The following is a 26,460-nucleotide window of genomic DNA, read 5'->3' as shown; positions in this document are numbered from 1 at the left end:
GCTGCTTAGCGTGGCAGGGTGAGTCTGCGCAGCGTCTCCGCCCCCGTCGTCGCCCGTCATGGCTGGACGCAGGCGGTCGCCACGGCCCTCGCCGGGCTGATCGCCATGGGCGTCGTGGCCGCGCTCGGGCTGTGGGCGGCCGGGGCGGCGGATCTGCCGGACCACGCCTTCCCCCGCGTCGTCGCCGCGACCGTCGTGACCGCGGTCGGCGGCACGGTGAAGCTGTCCGGGGACGTGGGCGCGATCGCCGGCACCCGGGCCGGACTCACCGTGATCCCGCTGTCGGTCACCCTCACCGGGGCCCTGGTCGTCGCCGCCGGCTTCCTGCACCCGCTGCGCCACCGCGCGGTCGCCGGTGCCGCCGAGCTGACCGGCTGGGCCGCCCGCGTCGCCGTGGTCTGGTTCCTCGGGCTGCTCGGCGTGTCGTACGCGGCCCGGCAGACGTTCGAGCTCTCCGTCGGCCAGGACGAACTGGGCGATCTGGCCGACGCGTTGGGGATCCACCCGAAGGTCGGCTTCACCACGGACGTGCCGCTCACGCTGTTCGTCGGGACGGTGTGGCTGGCCGGTGTGCTGGCGCTCGCGCTGGTGGTCTCACCCGGCGCCCCGCTCCCGCCCCGGCTGCTGCGCTTCCAGCAGTCGGTGCGCCCGGCCGCGCACGCCATGCTGGTGCTGCTGCTCGCGTGCGTCGCGCTGGGCCTGGTGATCGCCGTGGTCGTGGCGGCGACGCGCGGGCACGCGCCCGAGACGCTCGCGGTGGTCCTGCTCGGGCTGCCCAACCTGGTGTGGCTCGCCTTCACCCTCGGCCTCGGCGCCACCTGGGAGGGCCGGGTGGACGGCCCGTTCGGCCTGCCGATGCCGCATGTGCTGGACGAGGTGCTGCGCGGCTCCGACACGGCCACCCTCAACGTCCGCAGCCTCGCCGCGTACGACGGCCGGGTGTGGTGGCTCGTCGCGGTCGACTCGGTGCTGGTGCTGGCGGCGGCGTTCCTGATGGCGGCCCGCTCACCCGCCGGCACGCGCGCGTGGCGGCACGCCCTGCACATGGCGGTCGCGATGGTGCTGACGGTCCTGATGATCTGCCTGGTCTGCCGGATCACCGCGCACTTCGGCCTGTCGGTGCTCGGCATCGGCGACCTCGGCGGCGATCTGTCCGGGGAACTGTTCCTGCGCCCCGTCCTGTGGACGGCCCTGGGCCTGGCCGCGCTGTGGGGACTGGTCGCCGGCTTCCTGGGTGGGCTGCTGGCCGGCGGCGTACCGCGTCCCTGACCGCTCCCGCTACCACCGCGCGCGGAACACCGGTGCCGCCCAGCGCGGCGGCGGCTTCGGCGCGGGTTCCCCCTCCCGTACGACCCCGGCGTCGTCCCACTCCAGGACGACCCCGATGTCGTCCTCCTCCGGTACGACCCGGAGGTCCAGCTCCGTCGGAGGGTGCCCGGCGTCCCGGACCTCGCGGGCGGCCGCGCGCAGCTCGGCGACGAAGGCGAGGCAGGTGTCCTGGCGGGCGTCGGGGCTCTTGGCCAGGGCCCGGGCGAGGACGGCGTCGATGCGGGCCGGCAGGTCGGGGCGGGCGTCGGTGAGCGGGGGCGGGTCGTCGTACTGGTGGGCCCACAGCAGCGCCATGTCGTCCTCGCGGCTGAAGGGCGGGCCGCCCGCCAGGCACTCGTAGACCACGCAGCCGAAGCCGTAGACGTCGCAGCGGGCGTCGACCGGCTTGCCGGAGATCTGCTCGGGGGCGACGTAGTCGAGGGTGCCGACGAACTGGCCGACGCTGGTGAGGCCGGTCAGGGACAGCGACTTCTTCGTCAGGCCGAAGTCGGTGAGGTAGGCGTGCTCGGGGTGGTCGCTGTCGGTACCGCGCGCGACGAGGATGTTGCCGGGCTTGACGTCCCGGTGGACCAGTCCGTGCTCGTGGGCGGCGTCCAGCGCGGAGGCGACCTGGGCGGCGATCCGCAGGGCCATGGGCAGCGGCAGCGGGCCCTCGCGGTCGAGGAGGTGGCGCAGGTCGCTGCCGTCGACGTAGCGCATGGCGATGTACAGGACGCCGTCGGTCTCGTCCGCCTCGTAGACCGGGACGATGTGCGGGTGGTCGATCGCTGCGGCGGCCCGGGACTCGTGGGTGAAGCGCCGTCGGAATGTGTCGTTGCGGGCCAGTTCGGGCGCGAGCAGCTTCAGCGCGACGGTGCGGTCCAGGCGCAGGTCGCGGGCGCGGTAGACGACGGCCATGCCGCCCCGGCCGATCTCGCGCTCGATGCGGTAGCCGGCGACCCGCCGGCCGATCAGCTCGGAGGCCCGGCCGGAGAAGAGGCTCGTGTCACCGGCCATCAGCAGTCACCCGCCATCAGGAGGCTCGGTCGTCGGGAATCTCGGTCATCAGGAGTCTCGGTCGTCGGGAATCTCGGCCATCAGGGGTCTCGGCCACTGGGAATCCCGGCCATCAGGGGGCTCGGGCATCGGGAATCCCGGCCACCGGGGATCTCGGCCACCGGGAATCCCGGCCATCTGGGCTCTCGCTCGTCGGGCGTGTCGGTCATCGGGATCATCGGCCGTCAGTAGTCGCCCTCGACCACCTGGGTCGGGGCGTAGCCGCCGTCCTGGACGGCGGGTCGCTCGGCGGAGCGGTGGCCGTGCGGCGGTCCGTCGGTGGCGTAGGTGCTCATGCGGGTGCCGTCGCCGTACACCCACCGTCCGTGTGTGGCGTCGTAGAGCCACATGGACTCGCCGTCGACGACCAGGCCGATGCGCAGGCCCTGGGTGCGCTGCCGGAAGGACTCGGCGTCGAGTCCGCCGCGGGCGAGGTCCTCGACCGCCGCCCGGTAGCGGGCCAGGGCCTGTTCCGCGCGGGCGAGCAGGGGGCCGGGGTGGTCGGTGGCGGCGAGGGCGCCGCCGGGCTGCGGCGGGTCCTGCGCCACGGCGATCAGATGGCGGCCGTCGACCCAGGCCGACCAGCCGTTGGAGCACAGCACATGCCCCCAGTCGCCGCGCCGCTCGATCAGCTGGACCGGCAGCAGCGCGTCCAGCGGGGCGGCCGGGCGCGCCGGATCGGGGGCCTCCCAGGCGGGCATGCCGTGCCGGGGGACGACGTGCGTGGGCCGGAATCCGGGAGTCGTCATGGCAGGACCTACTTCCGCATGACGGCCGGTTCGTGCCGGCGCAGCAGCAGGGAGACGACCCAGCCGAACAGCACCGAGAGCACGACGAGCATGCCCACGTCGAGCAGCCACACGCCCGCCGAGTGCTCGAACAGCGGGTCGGAGGTCAGGTCGCCGGGCACGATCCGGGCCAGGTCGAGCGTGCCGGCCATCGCCCCGAGCGCCCAGCGGGAGGGGATGAGCCACGCCAGCTGTTCGAGGACGAGCACGCCGTGCAGCTCCAGCAGGGCGCCGCAGAACACCACTTGGACGATGGCGAGCAGCACCAGCAGCGGCATGGTGACCTCTTCCTTGGTGACCAGCGCGGAGACCACCAGGCCGAGCATCATCGCGGTGAAGGCCAGCAGGGCGACGGCGACGGTGATCTCGATCAGGGGCGGCATCAGCACCCCTTTGCCGTCGGGCGCGTGGAGGTCGACGCCGAGCAGGGCGACCAGGGTCAGCACCACGGCCTGGACGACGGTCACCGTGCCGAGCACCACCACCTTCGACATCAGGTACGCCGATCTGGACAGGCCCACGGCGCGCTCCCGCCGGTAGATGACCCGTTCCTTGACCAGCTCGCGCACCGCGTTGGCGGCGCCGGTGAGGACCCCGCCGACGCACAGGATCAGCAGTGCGTTCATCGCGGTCTCCCGGGTGAGCTCGCGGCCGGCCAGGGCGCGGGCCATCGCGCCCATCACGAACGGCAGGGCGATCATGATGACGAGGAAGGTGCGGTCGGCGCCCAGGGCGGCCGTGTAGCGGCGCACCAGCGTGCCGAGCTGGGCGGTGCGGCTGCGCGGGCGGGGCGGGGGCGGAATGTCCAGCGGGCCCTCGCTGGGCAGCCGGGGCTGGGCGCTGGCCTCGACGACGTAGTGCTGGTGGAGCGGCGAGTCGCGGTACTGGCCCGCCCAGTCCCGGTCGCGGTCCCGTTCGAACGCCTCGAACGCCTCCGGCCACTGGGTGAAGCCGAAGTAGTCGAGGGCCTCGTCGGGCGGGCCGTAGTAGGCGATCCGGCCGCCGGGGGCGAGGACCAGGAGCCGGTCGCACACATCGAGGCTGAGCACACTGTGGGTGACGACGATGACCGTGCGTCCGTCGTCGGCGAGGCCGCGCAGCATGTGCATCACGGAGCGGTCCATGCCGGGGTCGAGGCCGGAGGTCGGCTCGTCGAGGAAGAGCAGGGAGGGCTTGGTCAGCAGCTCCAGGGCGACGCTGACCCGCTTGCGCTGGCCGCCGGAGAGGCTGTGCACGGGCTGGTCGGCGCGCTGTTCGAGACCCAGTTCGAGGATGACCTCCTCGACGCGGGCGCGGCGCTCGGCCGGCGCGGTGTCCTGCGGGAAGCGCAGCTCGGCGGCGTAGGAGAGGGCGCTGCGTACGGTGAGCTGGGCGTGCAGGATGTCGTCCTGGGGGACGAGTCCGATGCGCTGGCGCAGTTCGGCGTAGTCGCGGTAGAGGTCGCGGCCGTCGTAGACGACCGTGCCGTGTTCGGCGGGGCGCTGTCCGGTGAGCGCGCCGAGCAGGGTGGACTTGCCGGCGCCGCTCGGTCCGACGACGGCGAGCAGGCACTTCTCCCCCACCGGGAAGGACACGTGGTCCAGGAGCCGCTTGCGGCCGCGGTCGACGGCGACGGTGAGGTCCTGCACGTCGAGGGAGACCTCGCCGGTGTCGACGTACTCCTGGAGTTCGTCGCCGACCAGGCAGAACCCGGAGTGGCCGATGCCGAGGATGTCTCCGGGCAGCAGGGGGGCGCCGGTGACCGGGCTGCCGTTGACGTAGGTGCCGTTGTGGCTGCCGAGGTCGACGATCTCGTAGCCGCCTTCGGGCAGGGCGCGCAGTTCGGCGTGGTGGCGGGAGACGGTCAGGTCGTCGACGACGAGGTCGTTGTCGGGGGCGCGGCCGATGCGCACGGTCCGGGTGGGCAGCCGGCGGACCGCGGTGGGCTGCCGGAAGGTGCCGGTGAGCGCGGGCATGGAGACGCCCGAGGGGCGCTCGGGGGCGGGGCGGGGGCGGCGGCGTCCCACGAGGACGGCGCGGGGGCCGTCGGCGGCGCTGCCGAAGTGGATCACGCTGCCCGGCCCGACGTCCCAGGCGTGGACGCGCCGGCCGTCCGCGTACGTTCCGTTGGTGCTGTGCTCGTCCTCCAGCGTCCAGTGGTCGCCGTCGGGGCGCAGCACGGCGTGGTGCCAGGAGACGCGGGTGTCGTCGAGGACGATGTCGCTCAGCGGGTCGCGCCCCACGTGGTAGGCGTGGCTCGGGATCATCACCGTCGAGCCCGACTCGGTCTCCAGCACGAGTTCGGGCGCGGTCGAGGCGAACTGCCGCTCCACCATGCCGGAATTCTATCGATTCGCCCCTGTCTGCGCGCAACGAGCGACAGCCGACCGCTCACCGGCCGCCTCAGGCGACCGGCACCACCAGCGCGGGGACGGTGCGCTGCATGCGCAGGGCGTCGACGGACTCGGCGAGCAGCTCGTACTCCGTGGTGTCGTCGCTGGCGGCGATCCGCACCAGCCGCCCGCCGGCCAGCTCGTCGGCGACCAGCTCCTGCTGGGCCACGTCCGCGCACCAGGAGCGCAGGACGCCCGGCACATCGGGCACGGTGTCGGAGACCGGGACCAGCGCCCCGGCCGGGAAGCGCGCGCTCTCGGGCAGCGGGTCGAGCCGTTCGGCGATCCAGGAGGCCCGGTCGCGCAGCCACCACAGGGCGAGCGCCAGGGTGGGCGCCCGGTATGTGCCGAGCGGTACGCCGATGCGCCGGCCGTCGCACATGCCGTACGCGGTGACATGGCACAGGAATTCGTCGTGCACGTCTCACTCCCCCGTCGTTGGTGGGCGACCGGGCCTCGCTTTCCCTGCGGCTCATGCGTGGCGAAGGGGCTCATGCGTGGCGAACTGCCCCTGACGTTCGAGTATGTTCACTTCTAAAACACTGTCACCACGACTTTCCGGCCACTCTCCTGGCATATTCACGGCCGTTCCTGGCCGAAATCCGATGGCGTCGTGAGTCCGCCGCATTACCCGGGAGGTAATCGACCCGGCCCGGGGGGTGCGGGCAGGCTGGTCGCACCGGATCGGGAAAGCCGCGATCCGTTTCCCGACCAGCACGAACGACCCGATGGGGGCTGATTTCCGCATGTCCGAGAACACCGCACGCCACGAGAACGCCGTCGCCCGCTACTTCGAGGCCTGGAACGCCCGCGAGCCGGAGGCTTTGGCCAAGGCTGTTGCCGCGGCGTGGGCCGAGGACGGCACCTACACCGACCCCCTGGCCGACGTCGCCGGGCACGACTCCGTCGCCGCGGTGATCGCGGCCGCGCACGGCCAGTTCCCGGGCTTCGCCTTCCGGCTCACGGGCACCGTCGACGGTCACCACGACACAGCGCGCTTCTCCTGGGAACTCGTGAACGAGAGGGACGGCTCCGCGCCCGTGGCCGGTTTCGACGTGATCACCCTGGACGCCGAGGACCGGATCACGGCCGTCCTCGGATTCCTGGACCGGGTGCCCGCCGGGGCCTGAGGCGGCGGCCGAAACGGTACGCGCGGCGGCGCCCGCGATGAATTCCCGCACGCGGCGGTCCACCCCTGTCATGGATCGCCGCGAGCGCAGGAAAAGAATCATGGGCGGGGAAGAGGAATCATGGGCGGGGAAGAAGAACGGGACGCGGAATTCTCCGCCGTCCTGATCAGAGCCCGGCCAAAGGCGCCTGGAAAAGGCGGAGGGCGACCGGGTCGCCGTCCGCCTGATCGAACGACTCAGCCGTTGACGATCGCGTCGATACGGGCCAGCTCGTCCGCGTCGAAGTCCAGGTTCGTCAGCGCGCCGACACTGTCCTCGATCTGGCGCGCGCTGCTCGCGCCGACCAGGGCCGAGGTGACCCGGCCACCGCGCAGCACCCAGGCCAGGGCCAGCTGGGCGAGCGACTGACCGCGCGACTTCGCGATGTCGTCCAGCGCCCGCAGCCTGCCCACCAGCTCCTCGGTGAGGGCGTCCGAGTTCAGGAAGGGGCTGTCGCTCGCGGCGCGCGAGTCCTCCGGGATGCCGTCGAGGTAACGCGAGGTCAGCAGGCCCTGCTCCAGCGGGGAGAAGACGATGGAGCCGACCTGGAGCTCGTCCAGCGCGTCCAGCAGGCCCTCGCTCTCGGGGCGCCGGTCGAGCATCGAGTAGCGCGGCTGGTGGATCAGCAACGGGGTGCCGAGCTCGCCCAGGATGCGGGCGGCCTCACGGGTCTGCTCGGCGGAGTAGTTGGAGACGCCCACGTAGAGCGCCTTGCCCTGCTGCACCGCGGAGTGCAGGGCGCCCATCGTCTCCTCCAGCGGAGTGTCCGGGTCGGGGCGGTGCGAGTAGAAGATGTCGACGTAGTCCAGGCCCATCCGGCTCAGGCTCTGGTCCAGCGAGGACAGCAGGTACTTGCGGGAGCCCCACTCGCCGTAGGGGCCGGGCCACATCAGATAGCCGGCCTTGGTGGAGATGATCAGCTCGTCGCGGTAGCGCGCGAAGTCCCGCTTCAGGAACTGACCGAGCGCGGACTCCGCCGCGCCGGGCGGCGGGCCGTAGTTGTTGGCCAGGTCGAAGTGGGTGACGCCCAGGTCGAAGGCGCGGCGCAGGATGGCCCGCTGGGTCTCGACCGGCCGGTCCGGACCGAAGTTGTGCCACAGGCCGAGGGACAGCGCGGGAAGCTTCAGGCCGCTGCGCCCGCTGCGCCGGTAGGGCATCTCGGCGTAACGGTCGGGGTGTGCGGTGTACAACGCGACTCCATGAGGGGTGGGACACGGTGATCGGGCTGCTCCCACTCTCGCGTGACCTCGGAGCAGTGGTCCAACAGAAGAATCCGATGGGATTCAGCGACTAGGCTGCTCAATCGTGGAACTGCGTCATCTCCAGCATTTCGTCGCGGTCGCCGAGGACCAGCACTTCACCCGGGCGGCCGAACGCCTGATGGTGTCCCAGTCCGGCCTGTCGGCGTCGATCAGGGCCCTGGAGCGGGAACTGCGGGCGCCCCTGTTCGTACGGACCACGCGGCGGGTGACGCTCACCGAGGCGGGCCGGGCCCTGCTCGGCGAGGCCGAGCGCGTCCTGGCCCAGGTGCGCGCCGCGCACGAGGCCGTCGCCGCCGTGCAGGGCGTGCTGCGGGGCACGCTCACGCTGGGCGCCGAGCAGTGCGTCGCCGGGGTGCATCCGCCCCGGCTCCTCGCCGCGTTCCGGCGCCGCCACCCGGACGTGGAGATCCGGCTGCGGCAGCACGGCTCGGGCACGCTCGCCGAGGAGGTCGCGGCCGGCCGGCTCGACCTGGCCTTCGCCTACCGGACCGAACCGGACAGCGACCAGCTGCGCACGGTGTCCCTGGCCGACGAGCCGATGTACGTGCTGTGCCATCCCGACCACCGCCTCGTCGGCACCGCGGCCGCGCTCACCCCGCGGGACATCGCGGGCGAGGTGTTCGTCGACTTCCACCCCGACTGGGGGCCGCGCCGGGCGACCGACACCGCCTTCGCCGAGGCGGGTCTGCGCCGCACGGTCGCCCTGGAGGTCAACGACGTGCACAGCCTCCTCGACCTGATCGACGAGAACCTGGGCATCGCCGTCGTACCGCGCCACTTCCGCCACAAGCGGGCGGCGCTCACCGCCCTGCCCCTCAGGGGCACCGGCGACGCGGCGTACGAGACCGTCGCCCTGCTGCCGCCGCCACAGGCCACCAGCCCGGCGGCGCGGGCACTCATGGCGCTCCTGGAAACCGGGGGCGCGTGACCGCCGACTGCGCGATGGTGGTCGTATGCATGCGAAGGACATCCTCATCGACGGATACGACCGCATCCGGGAAGAAGTCCACGCGGCGGTCGAGGGACTCGACGCCGACGACCTCAACGCCCGGCCCACCGCCGAGACCAACTCGGTGACCTGGCTGATCTGGCATCTCACCCGGGTCCAGGACGACCACGTCGCCGACGCCTTCGGGCTCGACCAGGTGTGGCTCGACCAGGACTGGGAGAAGCGGTTCGGGCTCGACCTGCCGCGCCATGACACCGGGTACGGGCACAGCGCGGCGAAGGTCGCGAAGGTGCGGGTCGACTCGGCCGACCTGCTGACCGGGTACTACGACGCCGTCCACGCGCAGACCCTCCAGGCGCTGCGCTCGGTGACCGCGGCGGACCTGGAACGCGTCGTGGACGAACGCTGGGATCCGCCGGTCACCCTCGGCGTACGGCTGGTGAGCGTCCTGTCCGACGATCTCCAGCACGTCGGACAGGCCGCCTATGTGCGCGGGCTGCTTCAGAGCGCCGCGGCGTAGCCCGGCAGCACGACGTCCTCGATGAGGGCCTTGCGCTCGTCGAACGGGATGAACGCGCTCTTCAGGGCGTTCACCGTGACCGTGCGCAGGTCCTCGACGCCCCAGCCGGCCTCCTCGACCAGCAGGGACATCTCCCGGGTCATCGTGGTGCCGGAGACCAGGCGGTTGTCGGTGTTGAGGGTGACCCGGAAGCCGAGGTCCTTCAGCGCGGTGATCGGGTGCTCCGCGATGGAGGTAGCGGCGCCGGTCTGGAGGTTGGACGTCGGGCACATCTCCAGGGCGATACGGCGGTCACGCACCCAGCCGGCCAGGCGGCCGAGCTTGCCGTCGACGATGTCGTCGGTGATGCGCACGCCGTGGCCGATGCGCTGGGCGCCGCAGATCTGGAGCGCCTGGTGGATGCTGGACAGGCCGTCGGCCTCACCGGCGTGGATGGTGAAGGGCACGCTCTCGCGGCGCAGGTGCTCGAAGGCGGCGAGGTGGTCGGCGGCCGGGAAGCCCGCCTCGGCACCGGCGATGTCGAAGCCGACGACACCGGCGTCACGGAAGGCGACGGCCAGGTCGGCGGCCTCGCGCACCCGGTCGAACATGCGCATGCCGCACAGCAGGGTGCCGACCCGGACCGGGGTGCCGGCCGCGGCCGCCTTCGCCATGCCCGCGGCGAGTCCCTCCTGGACCGTCTCCACGACCTCGGCGAGGGTCAGTCCGCCGTTGGTGTTCAGCTCGGGGGCGTAGCGCACCTCGCCGTAGACGACGCCGTCGGCGGCGAGGTCCAGGACGTACTCCTCCGCCGTGCGCAGCAGGCCCTCGCGGCTCTGCATGACGGCGAGGGTGTGCTCGAAGGTGGCGATGTAGCGCACCAGGTCGCCGGAGTTGGCGGCCTCGAAGTACCAGGCGGCCAGCTCGTCGGGGTCGGTGGTGGGCAGGGTGTGACCGACCGCCTCGGCGAGCTCGACGACGGTGGCGGGACGCAGGCCGCCGTCGAGGTGGTCGTGCAGGACGGCCTTGGGGAGGCGGCGGATCACATCGGCGTCTACGCGCGTAGCAGTCATGGTGGGTGCGGTCTTTCCTTGAAGCGGGCGAGGCGGAGCGGGGGGGTGGTTCGGGGCGCGGGAGCCGGTTCAGCCGGCGGGCTGGAGGAGGTCCCAGCGGTTGCCGTAGAGGTCCTGGAAGACGGCGACCGAGCCGTAGGCCTCGTGGCGGGGCTCCTCCAGGAAGGTCACACCGGCGGCGAGCATCCGGGCGTGGTCGCGGGCGAAGTCGTCCGTGTGCAGGAAGAACCCGACGCGCCCGCCGGTCTGGTCGCCGACGCGGGCGCGCTGGCCGTCGCCCTTGGCGCGGGCGAGCAGCAGCCCGCTGCCCTCGTCGACCTGGACGACCACCCAGCGGGAGCCGTCGGGGCGCGGGGTGTCCTCCACGAGCGTGAATCCGAGGGCCTCGGTGTAGAAGCGGATCGCCTCGTCGTAGTCGTCGACGACGAGGGTGACCAGGGCGACGCGTCTCATCAGGGCCTTTCGGGGAGTACCGAGTACTGGTCAGCGCCTTTCGGGAGGGCTGATTAGCGGAAGAGGTTATACGTAAAACGTCACGCGCGCCAGTCGCTTTCGGTGGACCTAGGGCCAGGGATGGAGGCGGGCCGGTCCGCACGCCCGAGGCGAGGCGGTCACGCGCCCGGATAGCGTCCCCGCCATGAAGATCAACGAGTCGCCGCGCGGCCCCCAGGAGCGCAAGCAGGACGTCCTGAGCCGGCTGGAGCGGGAGACGGACGTCTGGGTGGCCACGGCGGACGCCGAGGGGCTGCCCTGTCTGGTCGCGCTGTGGTTCGTGTGGGACGGCGAGCACCTGTGGGCGTCCACCCGCCTCACCAACCCCACCGGCCGCAATCTGCGCGACGGCGCGCGGGCGCGGCTGGCGTTCGGGGACACGCGGGACGTCGTCCTCATCGACGGCGACGTCACCATGTACCCGGCCCGGGAGGCGCCGGAGGCGGCCGTCGGCGCGTTCGTCGCGAAGACGGGCTGGGATCCACGCCGGGACAGCGCCTCCTACGCCTTCTTCCGCGTGCGCCCGCGAGCGGTGCAGGCGTGGTGCGGGGTGCACGAGCTGGCGGGGCGGCATCTGATGCGGGACGGGGTGTGGGTGGGGGACGGGACGGGCGTGGAGTAGAGGGGCGGCGGGGCATCGTCTTCACCCCGCTGCATGGTGGACGCCACGCCACGCCACGCGGCGGCCGGCTCGTACCGACCGGCCGCCTCCGCGAGGTCGCCGGGGGCGGGCTCAGCAGGCCACCGTCTCCTCGCACCGGCGCAGGGCCTCCTGGACGTCGCGGCTCCAGTGGCGGGGGGTGCGCGGGGAGGCCGAGGAGACGGTGTGCACGGCCGGGTCCCTGCGCTCGGGCAGGGAACCGGGGTGCGGGCGGTGCCCCGGGCGGGCCGGGGGCTGCCCCTGGCCCGCGACCTCGTCGAGCAGGTCGGCGAGGTCGCCGTCCGGCAGGGGCAGTTCCAGGTCGTCGTCGACGAAGCCGATCACGGCCGGGACGTACTCCACCAGGGCGCGCAGGGGCTGGGGCAGCCCGCGTCCCCCGCGCCGCAGGCCCCGCAGCACGTGCAGGGCGGTGGCGATCTCCAGTTCGGTCGCCTCCCGGCTCAGGGTGGCCGGGGTGATCTCGGTGTGGCGCAGCCACCAGTCGGCCTCCGCGTCCTCGCCGAGGGCGCGGTGGTGGAGGTAGAGGCAGTACGAGGAGACGGTGTCGGAGGCTCCGGCGCCGTACTGCCACCAGAAACGGGCGCTGTCCTCGCAGCCGGCGAGGTGGAGCAGGGCGCCGAGGATCCGGGCGCCGGAGGGCTCGGGCAGCGCGCTGCCGTGGAAGGCGCCGAGGCCCCGCAGCGCGCCGGGCCTGGTCAGCAGCGCCTCGCACAGGGCGCGCAGGTCGCGGGCGGCCGGGTGGACCTCCCGGCGGCGGCCCGCGGCGGCGGGACGGGGATCGTCGGGGTGGGCGGCGACCCTCGCGGCGATGCGCGCCTCGGCGGCCTCGATGTCCGCGCGGGTGTAGGGGGCGGTGGGCACCAGCCGCGCCCCGGCGAGCAGGGCGTCCACGTCGTTCACGGTGTCGAAGCTCATGAACCGTCCCCTTCCTCCTCGGCGCACGACGCGTAGATCTCCCGCAGCCGGCGCTTGGCGTAGCGCTCGGTGGAGCGCACTGTCGCCTCGGCGATGCCGAGGTGGAAGGCCACCTCGGCGGTGCTGTACCCCTCGCAGTAGCGCAGCCGGATGACGTCGCGCTGGCGCTCGGGGAGGGTGGAGATCGCGCGGAACAGGCGCAGGTTCTGCTCGATCACCTCGAAGGCGTCCTCGGCGCCCTGCAGGGTGACGGTCTCGAAGACCGCGGTGTCCATGAGGGTGGCGCGCCGGCCGCGGGCCCGGGCGTGGTCGATGACCCGGTTCTTCACGACCCGCCAGGCGTAGGCGGCGGGATTGTCGGTGCTGAGTATCTGCGGCCATTCCCGGTGGAGTTGGACGAACGCCTCGTCGACGGCCTCCTCCGCGTCGGCGCGGCAGCGCAGACAGCGCTCGGCCTCGCGCACATAGCGCGGCCGGTGCATCTGGTGGAAGGCCGAGAAGTCCAGGGGCAGCTTCTCGGGCACCCGCTGGGGTCCGCCCGCGCGCGCCTTCGACTCCCCCCGGGTCACCGATCGCCCCCCGGCAGCCGGTGGTCCATCTCCCGGACGCCCACGCGGACGAGGGCGGCGGCGACCCGGCGTGCGCAGGCGAGCACGCCGGGTCCGAAGACCCGCAGGGTGAGCAGGGACAACGCCAGGTCCCGGGCGAGCTGTTCGAACTGGTCGTTCACGGACCCTTCGGTCCTCTCCGTGGGGCGGTCGGGGCCCAGGAGCCCCGGAAGGCGTATGTCACACCTTCTGCCCCCCACGGCGTCCGGCGGCGGGGTTTCGTGCAAGCCGGGTTCGAATGCCCGGCGGATTTGGCCGGTTCGGACTACGGACCGAGCCGTTCCGGACTAACTGCCGTGGCTTTGCTGTCACTTGCCGGACTACTTGCGCCCGCTCCTGCCCGCTTCGGCCGAATGGCCCGCCCGGCTCAGCCCAGCGGCTTGTCCAGGACCGCCTTGCGGTGGCTGAACGTCTCGATGGAGTAGCGGCCGTGGTAGCTGCCCATGCCGCTCTCGCCGACGCCGCCGAACGGCAGGTCGGAGACGGTGAGATGAGCGAGGGGAAGGCCGTATCCGAGGCCGCCGGAGGAGGTCTCCGCGGCGATCCGGCGGCGGGTGTCGTCGGATGCGGAGAAGACGTAGAGGGCGAGCGGCTTGTCCCGGTCGTTGATGAAGCCGATCGCCTCGTCGAGGCCGGCGACGGTCACGATGGGCAGGATCGGGCCGAAGATCTCCTCGCGCATCACGGGCGACGCGGGGTCGACGTCGGCGAGGACGGTCGGCGCGATGTACTTGTCCGCGCGGTCGCCGCGCCCGCCGACGACGACCCGGCCGGAGCCGAGCAGGGCGGTGAGCCGGTCGAAGTGGCGCTCGTTGACGATCCGGCCGTACTCGCCGTCGGTCTGCGGGTCGTCCCCGTAGACCGACCGCACGGCGTCGGCGAGGGCGGCTTCGAGGTCGACGGCGGTCTCGGGGTCGGTCAGGACGTAGTCGGGGGCGACGCAGGTCTGGCCGGCGTTGAGGAACTTGCCGCGGGCCAGCCGGTCGGCGACCACCTTGAGGTCGGCGTCGCGGTCGACGAACGCCGGTGACTTGCCGCCGAGTTCGAGGGTGACCGGGGTGAGGTGCTCGGCGGCGGCGCGCATCACGACCCGGCCGACGGTGCCGTTGCCGGTGTAGAAGATGTGGTCGAAGCGCTCGGCGAGCAGGGCCGTGGTCTCGGGGACGCCGCCCTCGACGACGGCGACCGCCTCGGTGTCGAGGTACGCGGGCAGCAGACGGGCGAGCGCGGCGGAGGTGGCGGGGGCCAGCTCGCTGGGCTTGACGACGACCGCGTTGCCCGCGGCGAGGGCGCCGACGAGCGGGGCGAGCAGGAGCTGGGCCGGGTAGTTCCAGGGGGCGATGACGAGGACGACACCGAGGGGGTCGTACTGCGTCCAGGCGGTGGCGTCGGCGCCGAGGTGGGCCGGGACGGGGGCGGGCTCGGGGCGCAGCCAGTCGTCCAGGTGGTCCAGGGTGTGGTCGATCTCGCGGACGGTGAAGCCGATCTCGGTGCGGTGGGCCTCGGTGGCGCTCTTGCCGAGGTCCGCGTGGAGGGCGGCGGCGAGGTCGTCGCCCCGGTCCGTGAGCATCTCCCGCAGCCGGCGGAGCTGGCCGGTGCGCCATGCGACGGGCTGGGTACGGCCGGTGCGGAAGGCGGCGCGCAGCCGGGCGACGACGTCGGCGGGCTGCTCGGGGGTGGCGGTGGTCACGGTGCCTCGCTGGGGTGCGGGGGCCTGGGCGGCCCTGGGGCGTGGCGAGCCGGGCGGCTCGATGTATATGCCAACCTTTCATACACCGAAATACATTCCCGCGGCGCCGAGCGTCGCTCCGGGCCTTGCGATCGGCGCGCACAGCGTGGGTGGTCGCGTGGGTCAGGGGGTGTGGAGCAGTTGCCGGCGTCGGCGTTCCAGGTAGGTGCGCTCCGCCCGGCTCGGGGTGCGTTCGATCGCCGCCTCGTACGCCCGTACCGCCTCCGTGTGGCGGCCCAGGCGGCGCAGCAGGTCGGCGCGGACCGCGTGGAAGACGTGGTAGCCGTCGAGGTCGAGCGCGTCCACGGCGGCGAGGGCGGGGCGCGGCCCCTCGACCTCGGCGAGGGCGACGGCCCGGTTCAGGGCGACGACGGGGCTCGGGGCCACGGCCATGAGCTGGTCGTACAGCCGCAGGATCTGCCCCCAGTCGGTGGCGTCGGCGCTCGGCGCGTCGCTGTGCACGGCGTTGACGGCGGCCTGGATCTGGTACGGCCCCGGCCGCCCCAGGCGCAGACAGCGGCGGACGAGCGCCTGACCCTCGGCGATCAGATCGCCGTCCCACCGGGTGCGGTCCTGCTCGGGCAGCGGCACGAGCGTGCCGTCGGCGTCCTCCCGCGCGGGCCGGCGCGACTCGGCCAGCAGCATCAGCGCCAGCAGCCCGGTGACCTCGGGTTCGTCCGGCATGAGCTCGGCGAGGAGACGGCCGAGGCGGACGGCCTCGGCGCACAGTCCGGGGTCGCCGGTGTAGCCCTCGTTGAAGATCAGGTAGACGACGGCGAGGACGCCCTTCAGCCGGTCCGGGAGGTCGGCGTCGCGGGGCACGCGGTACGGGATGCGCGCGTCCCGGATCTTGGCCTTGGCCCGGACGAGGCGCTGGGCCATGGTCGGCTCGGGCACCAGGAAGGCCTGCGCGATCTGCGCCGTGGTGAGACCGCCGAGCAGGCGCAGGGTGAGGGCGACCTGGGCCTGGGGGGCGAGCGCGGGATGGCAGCAGGTGAAGATCAGCCGGAGTCGGTCGTCCTGCACGGGTCCCTCCTCGGCCGGTGCGTCGGATGCCTGGAGCAGGGCGGCCTGCGCCTGGCGTTCGTCGCGTTTCGCCTCGCGGCGCAGCACGTCGACGGCGCGGTGCCGCGCGGTGGTGATGATCCAGCCCGCCGGGCTCGGCGGCACCCCGGTCTGCGGCCAGCGCCGCAGCGCCGTGGTGAAGGCGTCCTGGACCGCTTCCTCGGCGAGGTCGATGTCGCCGAGGTAGCGGACGAGGACGGCGACGGCGCGGCCGTATTCCGCTCGGAAGACGGCCTCGACGTCGATGGTGTCCGTCATCGGTGCTGGTCGATGAAGGGCATCAGTGCTGGTCCATGAAGGGCCGCACCTCGATGGGCAGGGTGGTGGCCAGGGCGGCCTTGCGGCCCCAGGCGAGGGCCTCGTCGAGGTCGGCGGCGCGGATCAGGCACAGCCCGCCGAGGTACTCCTTGCCCTCGGCGTACGGCCCGTCGGTGACGAGGACGTCGCCGTCCTTCGGGCGCAGCACGGTGGCGGTCTCCGGGCCGTGCAGGCCGCCGGCGAAGACCCAGGCCCCGGCGGCGCGCAGCTCGTCGTTGTACTCCTTGACGCGGCGCATGATCTCGGCCATCTCGTCGGGGGCGGGCGGCTGGCCGTCGGCGGGCTGGACCACGCTGAGCAGGTAGTGCTTCATGACGTCCTCCTTGGCGTCGTGCCGTTTCTCTCATCCCCTACACGAACGGCGGTCCCCCCGATCGACACCCCGCACCGGGAAACCGGAAGAATTCCCCGTATGACCGCGCCGCACCCGCCGGACCCGTCGCAGCCGACCGACCCACCGCACCCGCCGCAGCCGCCGGACCCGCCCCACCCCCTCGTCGCCCGTGCCCGCCGCCTCGCCGACGACCTCCTCGCCCCGGACGCCGAACGGGTCGACCAGGAGGGCGTGCCGGTGAGCCACATCGAGGCGATCAGACGGTCGGGGCTGCTCGGGGTGAGCGCGCCCCGGGAGTACGGCGGGGCGGCGGCCCCGGCGTCCGTGGCCCGGGAGATCGCGGAGATCCTGGCCGGGGCGTGCTGCTCCACGTGGTTCGTGCAGACCCAGCACCACACCCCGGTGCAGCTCCTGGCGTCCGCCGAACTCCCCGTCCGGGAGCGGCTGTTGGGGCGGCTGGCGACGGGCGGGCTGATGGCCGGGATCGCGTACGCGCAGGTGCGGGCCTTCCCGCGCGTCCCGGTGCGGGCCACCGCCGAGCGCGGCGGCTGGCGCTTCGACGGGAGGGTGCCCTGGTACACCGGCTGGGGGCTGAACGACGTGATGCTGCTGGCCGGGGTGGACGAGGGGGGCGAGGTGGTGTTCGTGGCCGTGGAGGCGCGCGAGCAGCCGGGCCTCACCGCGTCGGCGCCGCTGCGGCTCGCGGCCCTGTCGGCCGCCCGGACGGTCGCCCTGGAGCTGGAGGGCCTGTGGCTGCCCGGGGAGGCCCTGGTGCTGCGCACCCCGTACGAGCGGTTCGCCCTCGTCGACCGGCCCCGGGCGACCAACGCCTCCCCGGCCGTCTTCGGGGTGGCGTCGGCCGCGCTCGACCTGCTGGCGGCGGCCCCCGAGGCGGAGGAGACCGCCCTCGCCCTGCGCGCACGGCTCGACGAGGTGCGGCGGCAGGCGTACGCGCTCGCCGACCATCCGGTGCCGCACGAACACCTCGAGGAGCGGCTGGAGTGCAAGACCCGGGCCTACGACGTGCTGCGCGCGGCCACGACCGCCGCGATCGTCGCCGGTGGCGGCCGGGCCATGGACCTGGGCAGCCGCGCGCAACGACTCGCGCGCGAGGGCCTGTTCCTGCTCGTCCAGGGCCAGACGGCCGACGTGCGCCGGGCGCACCTCGGCGCGCTGGCGGACCCAGGTCACCGCGCGAACGGCACCTGAGCGCGGACCGGTGACCACGGGGAGGTCGGCCGGCGGCCCCTCACCAGGACCGTGCCGCGCCAAGCAGCAGCTCACTCACCCGGTCCACGTCGGGGTTGTCCGAGACGCCCGGCCGCCGCACCAGGAAGCCGGTGTTGATCGGCGGGTCGTCCGGCTCGTGAAGGGGGACGAGGGCGCCTGAGGCCAGTTCGTCGAGGCAGAGGTAGCGCGGCAGGACGGTGAAGCCGGCGCCCGCGACGACGGCGGACAGCACGCCGCGCAGATCGGGCACGGTCACGGCGGCGGGGCAGGACAGCCGCCGCCCGAAGACGTGCCGCCAGTAACGGCGGGCGATCGGCAGGTCCTCGGCGTACGTGATCAGCGGCACGGAGTGCAGGGCGGCGGGCCCCTCGGCGGCCAGGGGCTCTCTGAGCCGCCGTGCCCAGACGGGGGCGGCGACCAGCACGAACTCCTCGTCCGTGAGCGCGGCCGAGACCAGTGCCCGGCCCCGGGGCCGGGAGGTGGCGATGACCAGGTCGTGACGTCCGGTCCGCAGTTCCTCCAGCAGCGGGTCGGTCAGCCCGGTGGCCACCCGCAGCCGTACGCCGTCGGCGACGAGCGGGGCCAGGGCGGGCAGCACGCGGGTGCACAGCAGTTCGGCCGGTCCGGCGAGGTGCACGGGCTCGGCGGGCCGGTCGCCCGCCGCCGGGTCGGCACCGGCGACCGCGGCGAGGTCGTCGAGCGGCCCGGCGACCCGGGCGGCCAGCGCGTCGGCGACCGGGGTGGGCGCGACGCCTCGGGGCAGCCGCTGGAAGAGTTCGCGTCCGGTCTGCCTCTCCAGGGCCCGCATCTGGGTGGTCACCGTGGGCTGGGACAGGCCCAGCAGATGGGCCGCGCCGGTGAAGGATCCCGAGCGGTACACCGCGAGGAAGGTGCGCAGGAGGTTCAGGTCGAGGGGCGCGTGCGTCGTCGTAGGGCCGTCCACCCCGCCAGTATTCCTTTGTCGGCCATTGAGATTCCAATGGCTGACATAGGGATCTTCATTGGCAGCCTATGGGTGGGCGGGCCTACCGTCGAAGTCAGTCAATCTCTACGAGACCGGGGAACCACCATGGCCAAGATCCTCTTCGTGATGACCGGCGTCGACTTCTGGACGCTCAACGACGGCACCAAGCACCCCACCGGCTTCTGGGCCGAGGAGGCCGTCGCCCCCTACCGGGCCTTCAAGGCGGCGGGCCACGAGATCGTCGTGGCCACCCCCGGCGGCGTGGTGCCGACCGCGGACAAGGGGAGCCTGGCCCCCGAGTTCAACGGCGGTCCGGAGGGCGCCGAGGCGATCGCGCGGGAGCTCGCCGCGATGAGCGAACTGCGGCATCCGGTACGCCTGGAGGACGTGGACCTCGCCGACTTCGCCGCCGTCTTCTACCCGGGCGGACACGGCCCGATGGAGGACCTGGCGGTCAACGCGGCGTCCGGCCGGCTACTGGTGGACGCGCTGGCCGCGGGCACGCCGCTGGGCGTGGTCTGCCACGGGCCCGCCGCGATGCTGGCCGCCGTCGGGGAGGACGGCTCCAACGCCTTCGCGGGCTACCGGGTCGCGGCGTTCACCAACGCCGAGGAGATCCAGGGCGGCCTGGCCGACAAGGCTCCCTGGCTGCTCCAGGACCGGCTGACGCAGGCGGGCGTGGACGTGCGGCCGGCCGAGCCGTGGGCGCCGCACGTGATCGTGGACCGCACGCTCGTCACCGGTCAGAACCCGGCCTCCTCGGCGCCCCTCGCCGAGGAGCTGCTGAAGCTGCTGGGCTGAGCGCCGCCGGCCCGGGCCCTGCGGTCCCCGCACAGCGCCGATCTCTGCACATAAAGCCGATCTCTACACATAAAGGTGAAATAAGCGCAGAATGAACTGCGCGGCGCTTACCGCACACCGCGCCAGACGCGGTTGGGCCTGCAAGTCAAAGGAGACGAGTCATGGCCGACGTCTCGCACACCAGAGGTGACATCACGACTCACCCTGATGCCTCCGAAATGCGGGCACGCTACGCCCGCATGCTCCAAGGCCGTGATGTGGCACTCGTGGACGGGCCCGTGTTCCTGCTGGGCCTGTACTGCGCCGTATCCCCCTGGATACTCCACTACACGACCAGCCAGCCCTCGCTGGTGACCCACAACCTCGTCATCGGGATCGCGATCGGTCTGCTGGCCCTGGGGTTCACCCGGGCTCCCGAGCGCATGTACGGCCTGAGCTGGGCCATGTGCGCGCTCGGCGTATGGATGATCATCGCGCCGTGGGTCGTGGGCGACAACCCGGACACGGGCGTCGCGCTGAACAACATCATCATCGGTGCTCTCGCGGTGATCCTGGGCTTGATGTGCGCCGCCACGGCGGCGAGGAGCACACCCAGGCCGTAGCACCTCGCCCCGGCACGGGGAACGGACGGGGCCCGGGGCGTGTTCGCCCCGGGCCCCGGGGGTTCAGCTCACGTCGAGCGCGGTGTCGTCGAGGACGAACGACGTCTGCAGCGTGGAGCCCTCGGTGCCGGTGAACTTGATCGTGACCGTCTGGCCGGCGTAACCGGCCAGGCTGAAGCTGCGCCGGGTATAGCCGCTCGCCGCATTGAGGTTCGAGTAGGTCGCGAGCGTCGACAGCACCGTGCCACCGCTGTTGAGCACCTGCGCCTTCAGGGTGTCGTACGCCGTCGAGGTGGTCGTCTCGGCGGTGTCGACGTGGAGGTAGAAGCTCAGGGTGGCGCTCGTGCAGCCGGACGGGATGGTCACCGACTGGGCGAGGGTGTCGGTGTGCGCGGAGCCGTAGCCGTTGAGCCAGGCCTTGTAGGAGCCGGTGCGGGCGGCTTCGCCGGAGTCGGTGGTGATGACACCGCTGCTCGCGGTCCACGAGGTGCTGCCGGACTCGAAGCCGGGGTTGGCCAGGAGCTGGGCGGCCGTGCAGGTGCCGCCGCCTCCCCCGCCGCCGCCGCTGCCGCTCGCGCCGGCCAGCCACTCGGTGGCGTTCAGGGCGAGCGCTGCGTTGGTGGCGCCGGAGTCGTTCCAGCCGTCGTAGAGGGTGTTGCCGGACTGGCCGGTGCCGTCGTCGATGGGTGAGCTGTCGCCCCAGAAGGCGACGCGGCCGCTGCCGAAGGTGCTGGTGGCGAAGAACGCGCCGGTGTTGCCGGAGTAACCGGTGCGGTAGAGCAGGCCCTTGACGGCGGCGTTGTCGGCGGGCTTGAGCGTGGCCGTCGTACCGCTGGCGATGAGGCTCTTGCCGACGGTGCCGAAGGAGCCGTGCAGGACGGGATTCGTGCTGTCGCCGATGGCCGACGGATAGTCGGAGCCGATGCTCAGCGAGTCGACGGAGAAGCCGAACGGGTCGGTGGAGTCGACGCTGTTGTTCGTCATCAGGTCGTTGAGGATCTCGACCGCGTCGTAGCCGTCGTTGTTGCGGTCGGCGCCCGTGTGGTCGGAGATCATGAACAGGCCGCCGCCGTTCTTCACGAAGGTCATGATGGCCGTCTTCTCGGCCGTCGTGAACAGCGTGTTGGGCTCCGGCAGCACCAGCGTGTCGAAGTTCGACAGGTCGGTGGTCGAGGAACCGCCGTAGGTGAGGGCGCTCGTGGCGGTCTTGAGGCTGTAGGCGCCCGTCTTCTGCAGGGCGACGCCCCACGACGAGAGGGCCCCGGTCCAGTCCGTCTCGGCGGACGGGGTGGAGTCCTGGGCGAGCGGGTCCGGCTTGCTGGTGGAGACGATCCAGTCCGCGTTGCCCGCCTCCTCGGCGTGGCCGTCGTCGAACAGGATGCGGTGGGGGGTGGCCGCCCGCGCCTCGGGGGCGGCGACCGCGACCTGGAAGGCCGCCGCGCTCATGAGCAGCCCGAGGCCGGCGAGGACGGCGGGGAGTGTGCGGCGGGATCTGCTGGATCCGGGCATCCGACGAACCTCCATGAGGAGTGGGGAGAGAGGAGCGGGTGCGAGCGCCGATCTTCGCGCGTAGACCGGGAACCGAGGGTTCTCCACGCGGGGAGCGTCTGAAAGGTACATGACATAGCTGTGAAGTGAACATCGGACGACGGCTTTCTCCGGCGGCGTCCCTTCCTCAACCGGAAGCGAGTGTCCCGCCGTTGACGGGGCAGACGTTCGGCAAGGCTCGCGCCAAGCGGAGGAGGGGGCCGGGAGATGGAGATCGGCGGCATCTTCAGTGCCATCGTCATCGGCATCGTGATCGGCGTGCTGGGACGGCTCGTCGTCCCCGGCCGCCAGCGGATCGGTGTGCTGTGGACCATCGTGGTGGGCATCGCGGCCGCGCTCGTCGGCTCCGCGATCGCCTCCGCCGTCGGCGTGGCCGACACCGACGGCGTCGACTGGATCGAGTGGCTCATCCAGATCGGTCTCGCGGCGGTCGGAGTGACCCTGCTGGACCGGAGGAGGGCAGGCCGCTGACGGAGAGCGCGCCCGTCGCGTCGCGCCTACGGCGTAGGCGCAGGGCGTCATCGTGGTCAGCGGAGATGCCTACGGCGTCCAGACGTAGGGCGTCGTCGTAGTCGGCGGGGGCGCCTACGGCGTGTAGACGTAGGGCGTCGTCGTGGTCAGCGGGGCGAAGCCGAGGCGTTCGAGGATCGGGCGGCTCTGGTCGGAGGCGTCCACCTGGAGGTAGCGGTAGCCGCGCTCGGCGGCGATGCGGGCGCGGTGGGCGATCAGGGCGCGGTAGACGCCCCGGCCGCGCCACTTCTCCGCGGTGCCGCCGCCCCACAGGCCCGCGAAGTCGGTCCCCGGGACGAACTCGATCCGCGCGGAGCTGACCGGCTCGTCCCCGGCCAGGGCGACGAGGGCGACCATCGTGCCGTCGTCCTCGGCGAGGCGCTGGAGCACCAGGTCCCCGAGCCAGGAACCGTCGCGGCCGAAGGCCCTCGTGTTCGCCTCGACCATGAGGTCGACGCCCGCCCGGTCGGTGACGGGGACGATCCGGACGCCCTCGGGCGGGTCTCCGGCGTCGAGCATCCGCTCGGTCTCGCCGATCATCAGCGTCTCCTCGGGCTCCGCCGTGAATCCGGCGGCCGCCAGCCGGGTCCCGAGGTCGGCCGGCCGGTCGTGCGCGTAGGTCTTCCACTCGAACTCGCGGCCGACAGCGGTGAAGCGGGCGATCTGCTCGGCGATCGCCGCGTCGGCGTCGGCGTCGTCGAGGGCGGACCACAGCACGCCGTTCCACCCCTCGGCGGAGGCGACCTGGCGGACCACCGACCCGGTGCGTTCGATGCGGGCGTCCGCGCTGTCGGGGCGGGCGCCCTCACGCACGGTGCGGTCGTAGAGGGCGAGTACGGCGGCGAGATCCATGCGGCCACCCCACCACCCCGGTCCGCCCCGCCTCAACTGAATTAGCCCTCCTCAGGGCCTGGGCGTGATGCGGTCGGCGGGGTGGTCGCGGGGCGTCGGGCGAGCGGTGTTCAGCGGGACGCCGCGCGCCGCGAGCGGCGGTAGAGGATCGCCCCGCCCAGCACCAGGGCCGTACCGCCGGCGAGGCCCGACAGGGTGGTGCCGGCGCCCGTCTCGGCCAGGGAGACCCCCGGGCGGGAGTGCGCCACGGCGGCCGTCACCGGGGCCGTGTGGTGGTGCGGCGGGGTGGACGCGGGGCGGGTCGAGGGCGACGGGGGCCGGGGGGCGGCCGGTTCGTCGGCGGTGGTCCCGGAGCCCTCGTTCGCGCAGGTCGTGCCCAGCGCCGGGTTCAGCAGGCCGATGACGTCGACCGTGTTCCCGCAGAGGTTCACCGGCACGCTCCCGGGGAGCTGGATGCTGTCGCCGGAGATCGCACCAGGCGAGTCCGCGGCGGTTCCGTCCGCCGAGGAGGTCGCGTGGGCCTCCAGGGCCGGCAGCGTCACCGCCATCGCACCCGAGGCGGCGAGGGCGATCATCCCGTTCAGGGCAGCCCGTCTCATAGGTCCCTGCCTTCCAGACATGGTCGCGGGCACTCACCCGCACCGGATAGAACGCAGGCGATCTCCGCGAGTTATGGCCTACCGGCCATTCACCCCATTGGGCGTCATCGGAGTCGAACAAGTGGCAAAACCGTCGAAAGCCCTGAATGCGCCGCGAAAGCACCCGGTCGGACGGCATCGGGGCGGCCCGCCGTCCGGAGGCGGGCCGGAGAACGGCCCCCTATCGTGAGCGGGGGCGCCTGTCCCGATCGATCGCTGGGCGTCCCGGGAGGCACCGATGCTGGCCATGCTGTCGACGCTGCCCGCGCTGCGACGCTGCGCGCTCGCCGGGGCGTGCGCGCTGGCCCTGGTGGGCGCCGGGCTCCCGGCGGCGACGGCCCGGCACCCCGCCGACGACCGGCCCGGGCTGTCCCGCTTCTACGACCAGAAGCTCACCTGGTCCAAGTGCCAGGGCGACGGGATGCCCCGCGACCTGCAGTGCTCCAAGGCGACCGTCCCGCTCGACTACGACCATCCCGCGCGCGGCTCGCTGCAGCTGGCGCTCGCCCGCTACCGGGCGACGGGCGACAAGCACGGCTCGGTGCTGCTGAACTTCGGCGGCCCCGGCGGCGCGGGGATACCCGAACTCGCCTACGGCGGCAAGGAGTTCATGGACCTCACCGACCACTACGACGTGGTCACCTTCGACCCGCGGGGCGTCGGACGGTCCTCGCCGGTCAGCTGCGGGGACGGCGAGGAGGACGTCTTCGCGACCATCGAGGGCGGCAGCGCCGACATCGCCGACCCGCGGGGCCTGCTGGAACGGCTGCGGCACGCGGCCGCCGCCTGCGCCGAGCACTCCGGTCCGGTGCTGCCGTACATCGGCACGGTCCACGCCGCCCGCGACCTCGATGTGCTGCGGGCCGCGCTCGGCGACAAGAAGCTCAACTACCTCGGCTTCTCCTACGGCACCCGGCTCGGCGCGGTGTACGCGGCCCAGTTCCCGCACCGGGTGGGCCGGCTGGCGCTGGACGGCGTGGACACCCTCACCGAGCCGCTCACCGAGCAGGGCGTCGCCGGCGCCGCGGGGCAGCAGGTGGCGCTGGAGGACTTCGTCGCCTGGTGCGTGAAGGACATCGCGTGTCCGCTGGGCACCGATGCGCGCATGGCCCGCGACCAGGTCGTACGGCTGGTGCGGTCCCTCGACGAGGATCCGGTGCCGTCGGACTTCGGCGCGCCGTTCACCGGGCAGGACCTGGTCGGGGCGCTCGGGCAGGCGCTCTACAGCGAGGAGTGGTGGCCCTCCCTGGAGCGGGCGCTCGCGAAGCTCGTCGAGGACGGCGACACCAGCGGGATCATGGCCTTCGCGACCGGCGGCGCGGCCCTGCCGGTGAAGCAGGGGCCCTCCGGCGACGGGGACCCGGACCCGGACGCGACACCGAGCCCGGGGACGCTGGTCGACGACGAGGACGTGCCGCTCGACAATCTTCCGGCGGCGCTGATGGCGATCAACTGCGCGGACGATCCCGACCGCCCCTCCGCCCAGCGGATCACCGCGGATCTCCAGCGGCTGCGCGCCCGGTACGAGGCGGTGTCGCCGGTGTTCGGCCAGTACCGCCTGACCGAAGTGCTGCTGTGCTACGGCCGGCCGAAGGGCACCGACTTCATCCGGGAGCAGGTCCAGGACCTGCACACGCCGAAGATGCTGCTCATCGGCACCCGAGGGGACCCGGCGACGCCGTACCGCTGGACCGTGGAGACGGCCGAGCGGCTCGGGTCGTCGGCCGTCGTGCTGGACAACAAGGGTGAGGGGCACACCGGGTACGGCTCCTCCAAGTGCGTGCACCGCAAGGTGAACGACTTCCTGCTGTACGGCTCCCTGCCGCCCAGCGGAAGCTCCTGCGGGCCCGAGCGCGAGGAGTGACAGCGGGGCCGGTCAGGCTCCCTGGGTGACGAACACGTCGATGGCGGCGGTCAGTTCGGCCGGCTTCTCCACGGGCAGCTCATGGCCGGCGTCCAGGATGCGCACGGTGGCGTCCGGGTAGGCCTTGGCCATCCGCAGCATCTGCTTCACCGGGAGCTGGATGTCGTAGTAGCCGTGGATCATCAGGGTCGGCGTGCGGATCTCGCCGACGCGGTCGAGGACGTCGAAGGCCCGCATCGCGCCGTACAGCGTCATGACGACCTCGCGCGGGGTGTCCGCGGAGGACTTGATGTACGCGCGGATCTCCTCGCGCGGGTAGCCCGGGGCGAAGGCGCGCTGGATGTTGGCGGCGACGAACAGCTTGAACGGGACGAGCGTGGAGACCGCCATGAGCAGGCCCCGGCCCCGGCTGAAGGCCATGCGGGCGATGGAGTTCACCAGGACCAGGCGCTCGACCCGCTCGGGGTGGGAGAGCGCGACGGTCTGCGAGATCATCCCGCCCATCGAGTGGCCGATCAGTACGCACCGCTCGATCTTGAGGTGGTCGAGGAGGGCGATCAGGTCCTTCGCCAGCTCCTCGACCGTCCGCACGCCCGCCCCGCTGCTCTCGCCGTGCCCGCGCAGGTCGAGGCGGATCACCCGCCGCGTCGCGGAGAAGTGGGCGATCTGGTGGTCCCAGCGGTGCCGGTTCGCCGTCCAGCCGTGCACGAAGACCAGGGGCACCCCGCCGCCGTCGCGCGGGCCCTCGTCGTCGTACGTCAGGCTCGCTCCGTCGACGTCGAGCTGCGGCATGGGTGCCTCCTGCGGTGCGGTCCGGTTACTGCCGCGTACGGTAACCGGCGGCCGGGTGTTT

Annotated in this window: 28 protein-coding genes; 10 read left to right on the top strand and 18 right to left on the bottom strand. The window is 72.8% G+C overall.

What is annotated here, in order from left to right; translation table 11 throughout:
* The first annotated feature begins 18 nt into the window (after positions 1–18).
* Positions 19–1,269 carry a streptophobe family protein gene (locus ACZ5NW_RS05270; protein WP_468742359.1) on the top strand — a complete coding sequence of 417 codons (1,251 nt, stop codon included), beginning with the start codon at positions 19–21 and terminating at the stop codon, positions 1,267–1,269.
* Between the two features lie 9 nt (positions 1,270–1,278).
* On the opposite strand, the gene ACZ5NW_RS05265 is transcribed toward ACZ5NW_RS05270, so the two are convergent.
* The 4 genes from ACZ5NW_RS05265 to ACZ5NW_RS05250 all read right to left on the bottom strand — a co-directional run bounded on the left by ACZ5NW_RS05265 (position 1,279) and on the right by ACZ5NW_RS05250 (position 5,945).
* The gene (locus ACZ5NW_RS05265; protein WP_468742358.1) at positions 1,279–2,325 is read right to left on the bottom strand and encodes a serine/threonine-protein kinase; all 1,047 of its coding nucleotides are present in this window, start codon (positions 2,323–2,325) and stop codon (positions 1,279–1,281) included.
* Between the two features lie 224 nt (positions 2,326–2,549).
* Complete coding sequence (locus tag ACZ5NW_RS05260; RefSeq protein WP_468742357.1) at positions 2,550–3,113, bottom strand: hypothetical protein; 564 nt, start codon at positions 3,111–3,113, stop codon at positions 2,550–2,552.
* An 8-nt stretch (positions 3,114–3,121) separates the two neighbouring features.
* On the bottom strand, positions 3,122–5,467 hold the full coding sequence (locus tag ACZ5NW_RS05255; protein ID WP_468742356.1) for an FHA domain-containing protein: 2,346 nt from the start codon (positions 5,465–5,467) through the stop codon (positions 3,122–3,124).
* 67 nt (positions 5,468–5,534) lie between these two features.
* The gene (locus tag ACZ5NW_RS05250; RefSeq protein ID WP_468742355.1) at positions 5,535–5,945 is read right to left on the bottom strand and encodes a hypothetical protein; all 411 of its coding nucleotides are present in this window, start codon (positions 5,943–5,945) and stop codon (positions 5,535–5,537) included.
* A gap of 325 nt (positions 5,946–6,270) precedes the next feature.
* Between ACZ5NW_RS05250 and ACZ5NW_RS05245 the strand changes: the two genes are divergently transcribed.
* Positions 6,271–6,654, top strand: a complete 384-nt coding sequence (locus ACZ5NW_RS05245) for a nuclear transport factor 2 family protein (RefSeq protein ID WP_468742354.1) — start codon at positions 6,271–6,273, stop codon at positions 6,652–6,654.
* Between the two features lie 236 nt (positions 6,655–6,890).
* On the opposite strand, the gene mgrA is transcribed toward ACZ5NW_RS05245, so the two are convergent.
* Positions 6,891–7,883, bottom strand: a complete 993-nt coding sequence (gene mgrA, locus ACZ5NW_RS05240; RefSeq protein ID WP_468742353.1) for an L-glyceraldehyde 3-phosphate reductase — start codon at positions 7,881–7,883, stop codon at positions 6,891–6,893.
* A 115-nt stretch (positions 7,884–7,998) separates the two neighbouring features.
* Here mgrA and ACZ5NW_RS05235 point away from each other — a divergent pair, with 115 nt between their 5' ends.
* Together ACZ5NW_RS05235 and ACZ5NW_RS05230 are read left to right on the top strand one after the other, a co-directional pair.
* Positions 7,999–8,883, top strand: coding sequence for a LysR family transcriptional regulator (locus ACZ5NW_RS05235; RefSeq protein ID WP_468742352.1), 885 nt, complete (start codon positions 7,999–8,001; stop codon positions 8,881–8,883).
* 25 nt (positions 8,884–8,908) lie between these two features.
* Positions 8,909–9,424, top strand: a complete 516-nt coding sequence (locus ACZ5NW_RS05230; protein ID WP_468742351.1) for a mycothiol transferase — start codon at positions 8,909–8,911, stop codon at positions 9,422–9,424.
* On the opposite strand, the gene ACZ5NW_RS05225 is transcribed toward ACZ5NW_RS05230, so the two are convergent.
* Both ACZ5NW_RS05225 and ACZ5NW_RS05220 read right to left on the bottom strand, forming a co-directional pair.
* Positions 9,406–10,476 (bottom strand): adenosine deaminase, encoded by a 1,071-nt coding sequence (locus ACZ5NW_RS05225; RefSeq protein WP_468742350.1) that lies wholly within the window; start codon positions 10,474–10,476, stop codon positions 9,406–9,408. The two genes, ACZ5NW_RS05230 and ACZ5NW_RS05225, sit on opposite strands and share 19 nt — an antisense overlap.
* Before the next feature lie 69 nt (positions 10,477–10,545).
* Positions 10,546–10,929: a VOC family protein gene (locus tag ACZ5NW_RS05220; protein WP_468742349.1), complete on the bottom strand. Its 384-nt coding sequence runs from the start codon at positions 10,927–10,929 to the stop codon at positions 10,546–10,548.
* A gap of 184 nt (positions 10,930–11,113) precedes the next feature.
* Between ACZ5NW_RS05220 and ACZ5NW_RS05215 the strand changes: the two genes are divergently transcribed.
* A complete protein-coding gene (locus ACZ5NW_RS05215) occupies positions 11,114–11,590 on the top strand; it encodes a pyridoxamine 5'-phosphate oxidase family protein (RefSeq protein ID WP_468742348.1) in 477 nt (158 codons plus the stop codon).
* A 111-nt stretch (positions 11,591–11,701) separates the two neighbouring features.
* On the opposite strand, the gene ACZ5NW_RS05210 is transcribed toward ACZ5NW_RS05215, so the two are convergent.
* The 6 genes from ACZ5NW_RS05210 to ACZ5NW_RS05185 all read right to left on the bottom strand — a co-directional run bounded on the left by ACZ5NW_RS05210 (position 11,702) and on the right by ACZ5NW_RS05185 (position 16,577).
* Positions 11,702–12,544 carry a hypothetical protein gene (locus ACZ5NW_RS05210; protein ID WP_468742347.1) on the bottom strand — a complete coding sequence of 281 codons (843 nt, stop codon included), beginning with the start codon at positions 12,542–12,544 and terminating at the stop codon, positions 11,702–11,704.
* A complete protein-coding gene (locus ACZ5NW_RS05205; protein WP_468742346.1) occupies positions 12,541–13,113 on the bottom strand; it encodes an RNA polymerase sigma factor in 573 nt (190 codons plus the stop codon). The genes ACZ5NW_RS05210 and ACZ5NW_RS05205 overlap by 4 nt, the downstream gene beginning before the upstream one ends.
* A complete protein-coding gene (locus ACZ5NW_RS05200; protein ID WP_468742345.1) occupies positions 13,110–13,274 on the bottom strand; it encodes a hypothetical protein in 165 nt (54 codons plus the stop codon). Before ACZ5NW_RS05200 ends, ACZ5NW_RS05205 begins: the two co-directional genes overlap by 4 nt.
* A 245-nt stretch (positions 13,275–13,519) precedes the next feature.
* Positions 13,520–14,842: an aldehyde dehydrogenase family protein gene (locus tag ACZ5NW_RS05195; RefSeq protein ID WP_468742344.1), complete on the bottom strand. Its 1,323-nt coding sequence runs from the start codon at positions 14,840–14,842 to the stop codon at positions 13,520–13,522.
* 162 nt (positions 14,843–15,004) lie between these two features.
* Entirely contained in the window at positions 15,005–16,204 is a 1,200-nt protein-coding gene (locus ACZ5NW_RS05190; protein ID WP_468742343.1) for an RNA polymerase sigma factor, read from the bottom strand.
* A gap of 22 nt (positions 16,205–16,226) precedes the next feature.
* Entirely contained in the window at positions 16,227–16,577 is a 351-nt protein-coding gene (locus tag ACZ5NW_RS05185; RefSeq protein WP_468742342.1) for a YciI family protein, read from the bottom strand.
* Between the two features lie 99 nt (positions 16,578–16,676).
* Here ACZ5NW_RS05185 and ACZ5NW_RS05180 point away from each other — a divergent pair, with 99 nt between their 5' ends.
* Entirely contained in the window at positions 16,677–17,807 is a 1,131-nt protein-coding gene (locus tag ACZ5NW_RS05180; RefSeq protein WP_468742341.1) for an acyl-CoA dehydrogenase family protein, read from the top strand.
* A gap of 40 nt (positions 17,808–17,847) precedes the next feature.
* Here ACZ5NW_RS05180 and ACZ5NW_RS05175 read toward each other — a convergent pair whose 3' ends face one another.
* Entirely contained in the window at positions 17,848–18,771 is a 924-nt protein-coding gene (locus ACZ5NW_RS05175; protein WP_468742340.1) for a LysR family transcriptional regulator, read from the bottom strand.
* A gap of 126 nt (positions 18,772–18,897) precedes the next feature.
* Between ACZ5NW_RS05175 and ACZ5NW_RS05170 the strand changes: the two genes are divergently transcribed.
* Both ACZ5NW_RS05170 and ACZ5NW_RS05165 read left to right on the top strand, forming a co-directional pair.
* Entirely contained in the window at positions 18,898–19,593 is a 696-nt protein-coding gene (locus ACZ5NW_RS05170; RefSeq protein ID WP_468742339.1) for a type 1 glutamine amidotransferase domain-containing protein, read from the top strand.
* A 161-nt stretch (positions 19,594–19,754) separates the two neighbouring features.
* Complete coding sequence (locus tag ACZ5NW_RS05165) at positions 19,755–20,195, top strand: SPW repeat protein (protein WP_468742338.1); 441 nt, start codon at positions 19,755–19,757, stop codon at positions 20,193–20,195.
* Positions 20,196–20,258: 63 nt separating this feature from the next.
* Here the strand turns inward: ACZ5NW_RS05165 and ACZ5NW_RS05160 are convergent, their stop codons facing one another.
* The gene (locus tag ACZ5NW_RS05160) at positions 20,259–21,704 is read right to left on the bottom strand and encodes a hydrolase (RefSeq protein WP_468742337.1); all 1,446 of its coding nucleotides are present in this window, start codon (positions 21,702–21,704) and stop codon (positions 20,259–20,261) included.
* Between the two features lie 246 nt (positions 21,705–21,950).
* Between ACZ5NW_RS05160 and ACZ5NW_RS05155 the strand changes: the two genes are divergently transcribed.
* Positions 21,951–22,214, top strand: a complete 264-nt coding sequence (locus tag ACZ5NW_RS05155; RefSeq protein WP_468742336.1) for a GlsB/YeaQ/YmgE family stress response membrane protein — start codon at positions 21,951–21,953, stop codon at positions 22,212–22,214.
* A 114-nt stretch (positions 22,215–22,328) separates the two neighbouring features.
* On the opposite strand, the gene ACZ5NW_RS05150 is transcribed toward ACZ5NW_RS05155, so the two are convergent.
* Both ACZ5NW_RS05150 and ACZ5NW_RS05145 read right to left on the bottom strand, forming a co-directional pair.
* The gene (locus tag ACZ5NW_RS05150; protein WP_468742335.1) at positions 22,329–23,105 is read right to left on the bottom strand and encodes a GNAT family N-acetyltransferase; all 777 of its coding nucleotides are present in this window, start codon (positions 23,103–23,105) and stop codon (positions 22,329–22,331) included.
* 110 nt (positions 23,106–23,215) lie between these two features.
* Positions 23,216–23,704 carry a chaplin gene (locus ACZ5NW_RS05145; protein WP_468742334.1) on the bottom strand — a complete coding sequence of 163 codons (489 nt, stop codon included), beginning with the start codon at positions 23,702–23,704 and terminating at the stop codon, positions 23,216–23,218.
* 277 nt (positions 23,705–23,981) lie between these two features.
* Between ACZ5NW_RS05145 and ACZ5NW_RS05140 the strand changes: the two genes are divergently transcribed.
* Positions 23,982–25,607 (top strand): alpha/beta hydrolase, encoded by a 1,626-nt coding sequence (locus tag ACZ5NW_RS05140; RefSeq protein WP_468742333.1) that lies wholly within the window; start codon positions 23,982–23,984, stop codon positions 25,605–25,607.
* Between the two features lie 12 nt (positions 25,608–25,619).
* Here the strand turns inward: ACZ5NW_RS05140 and ACZ5NW_RS05135 are convergent, their stop codons facing one another.
* The gene (locus tag ACZ5NW_RS05135) at positions 25,620–26,399 is read right to left on the bottom strand and encodes an alpha/beta fold hydrolase (protein WP_468742332.1); all 780 of its coding nucleotides are present in this window, start codon (positions 26,397–26,399) and stop codon (positions 25,620–25,622) included.
* Positions 26,400–26,460: the final 61 nt, after the last annotated feature.

It is taken from the genome of Streptomyces sp. NPDC032126 (genome assembly GCF_055580085.1).
The sequence above is the reverse complement of the archived record's forward strand: the minus strand, read 5'-3'. Positions and strand labels throughout refer to the sequence as shown.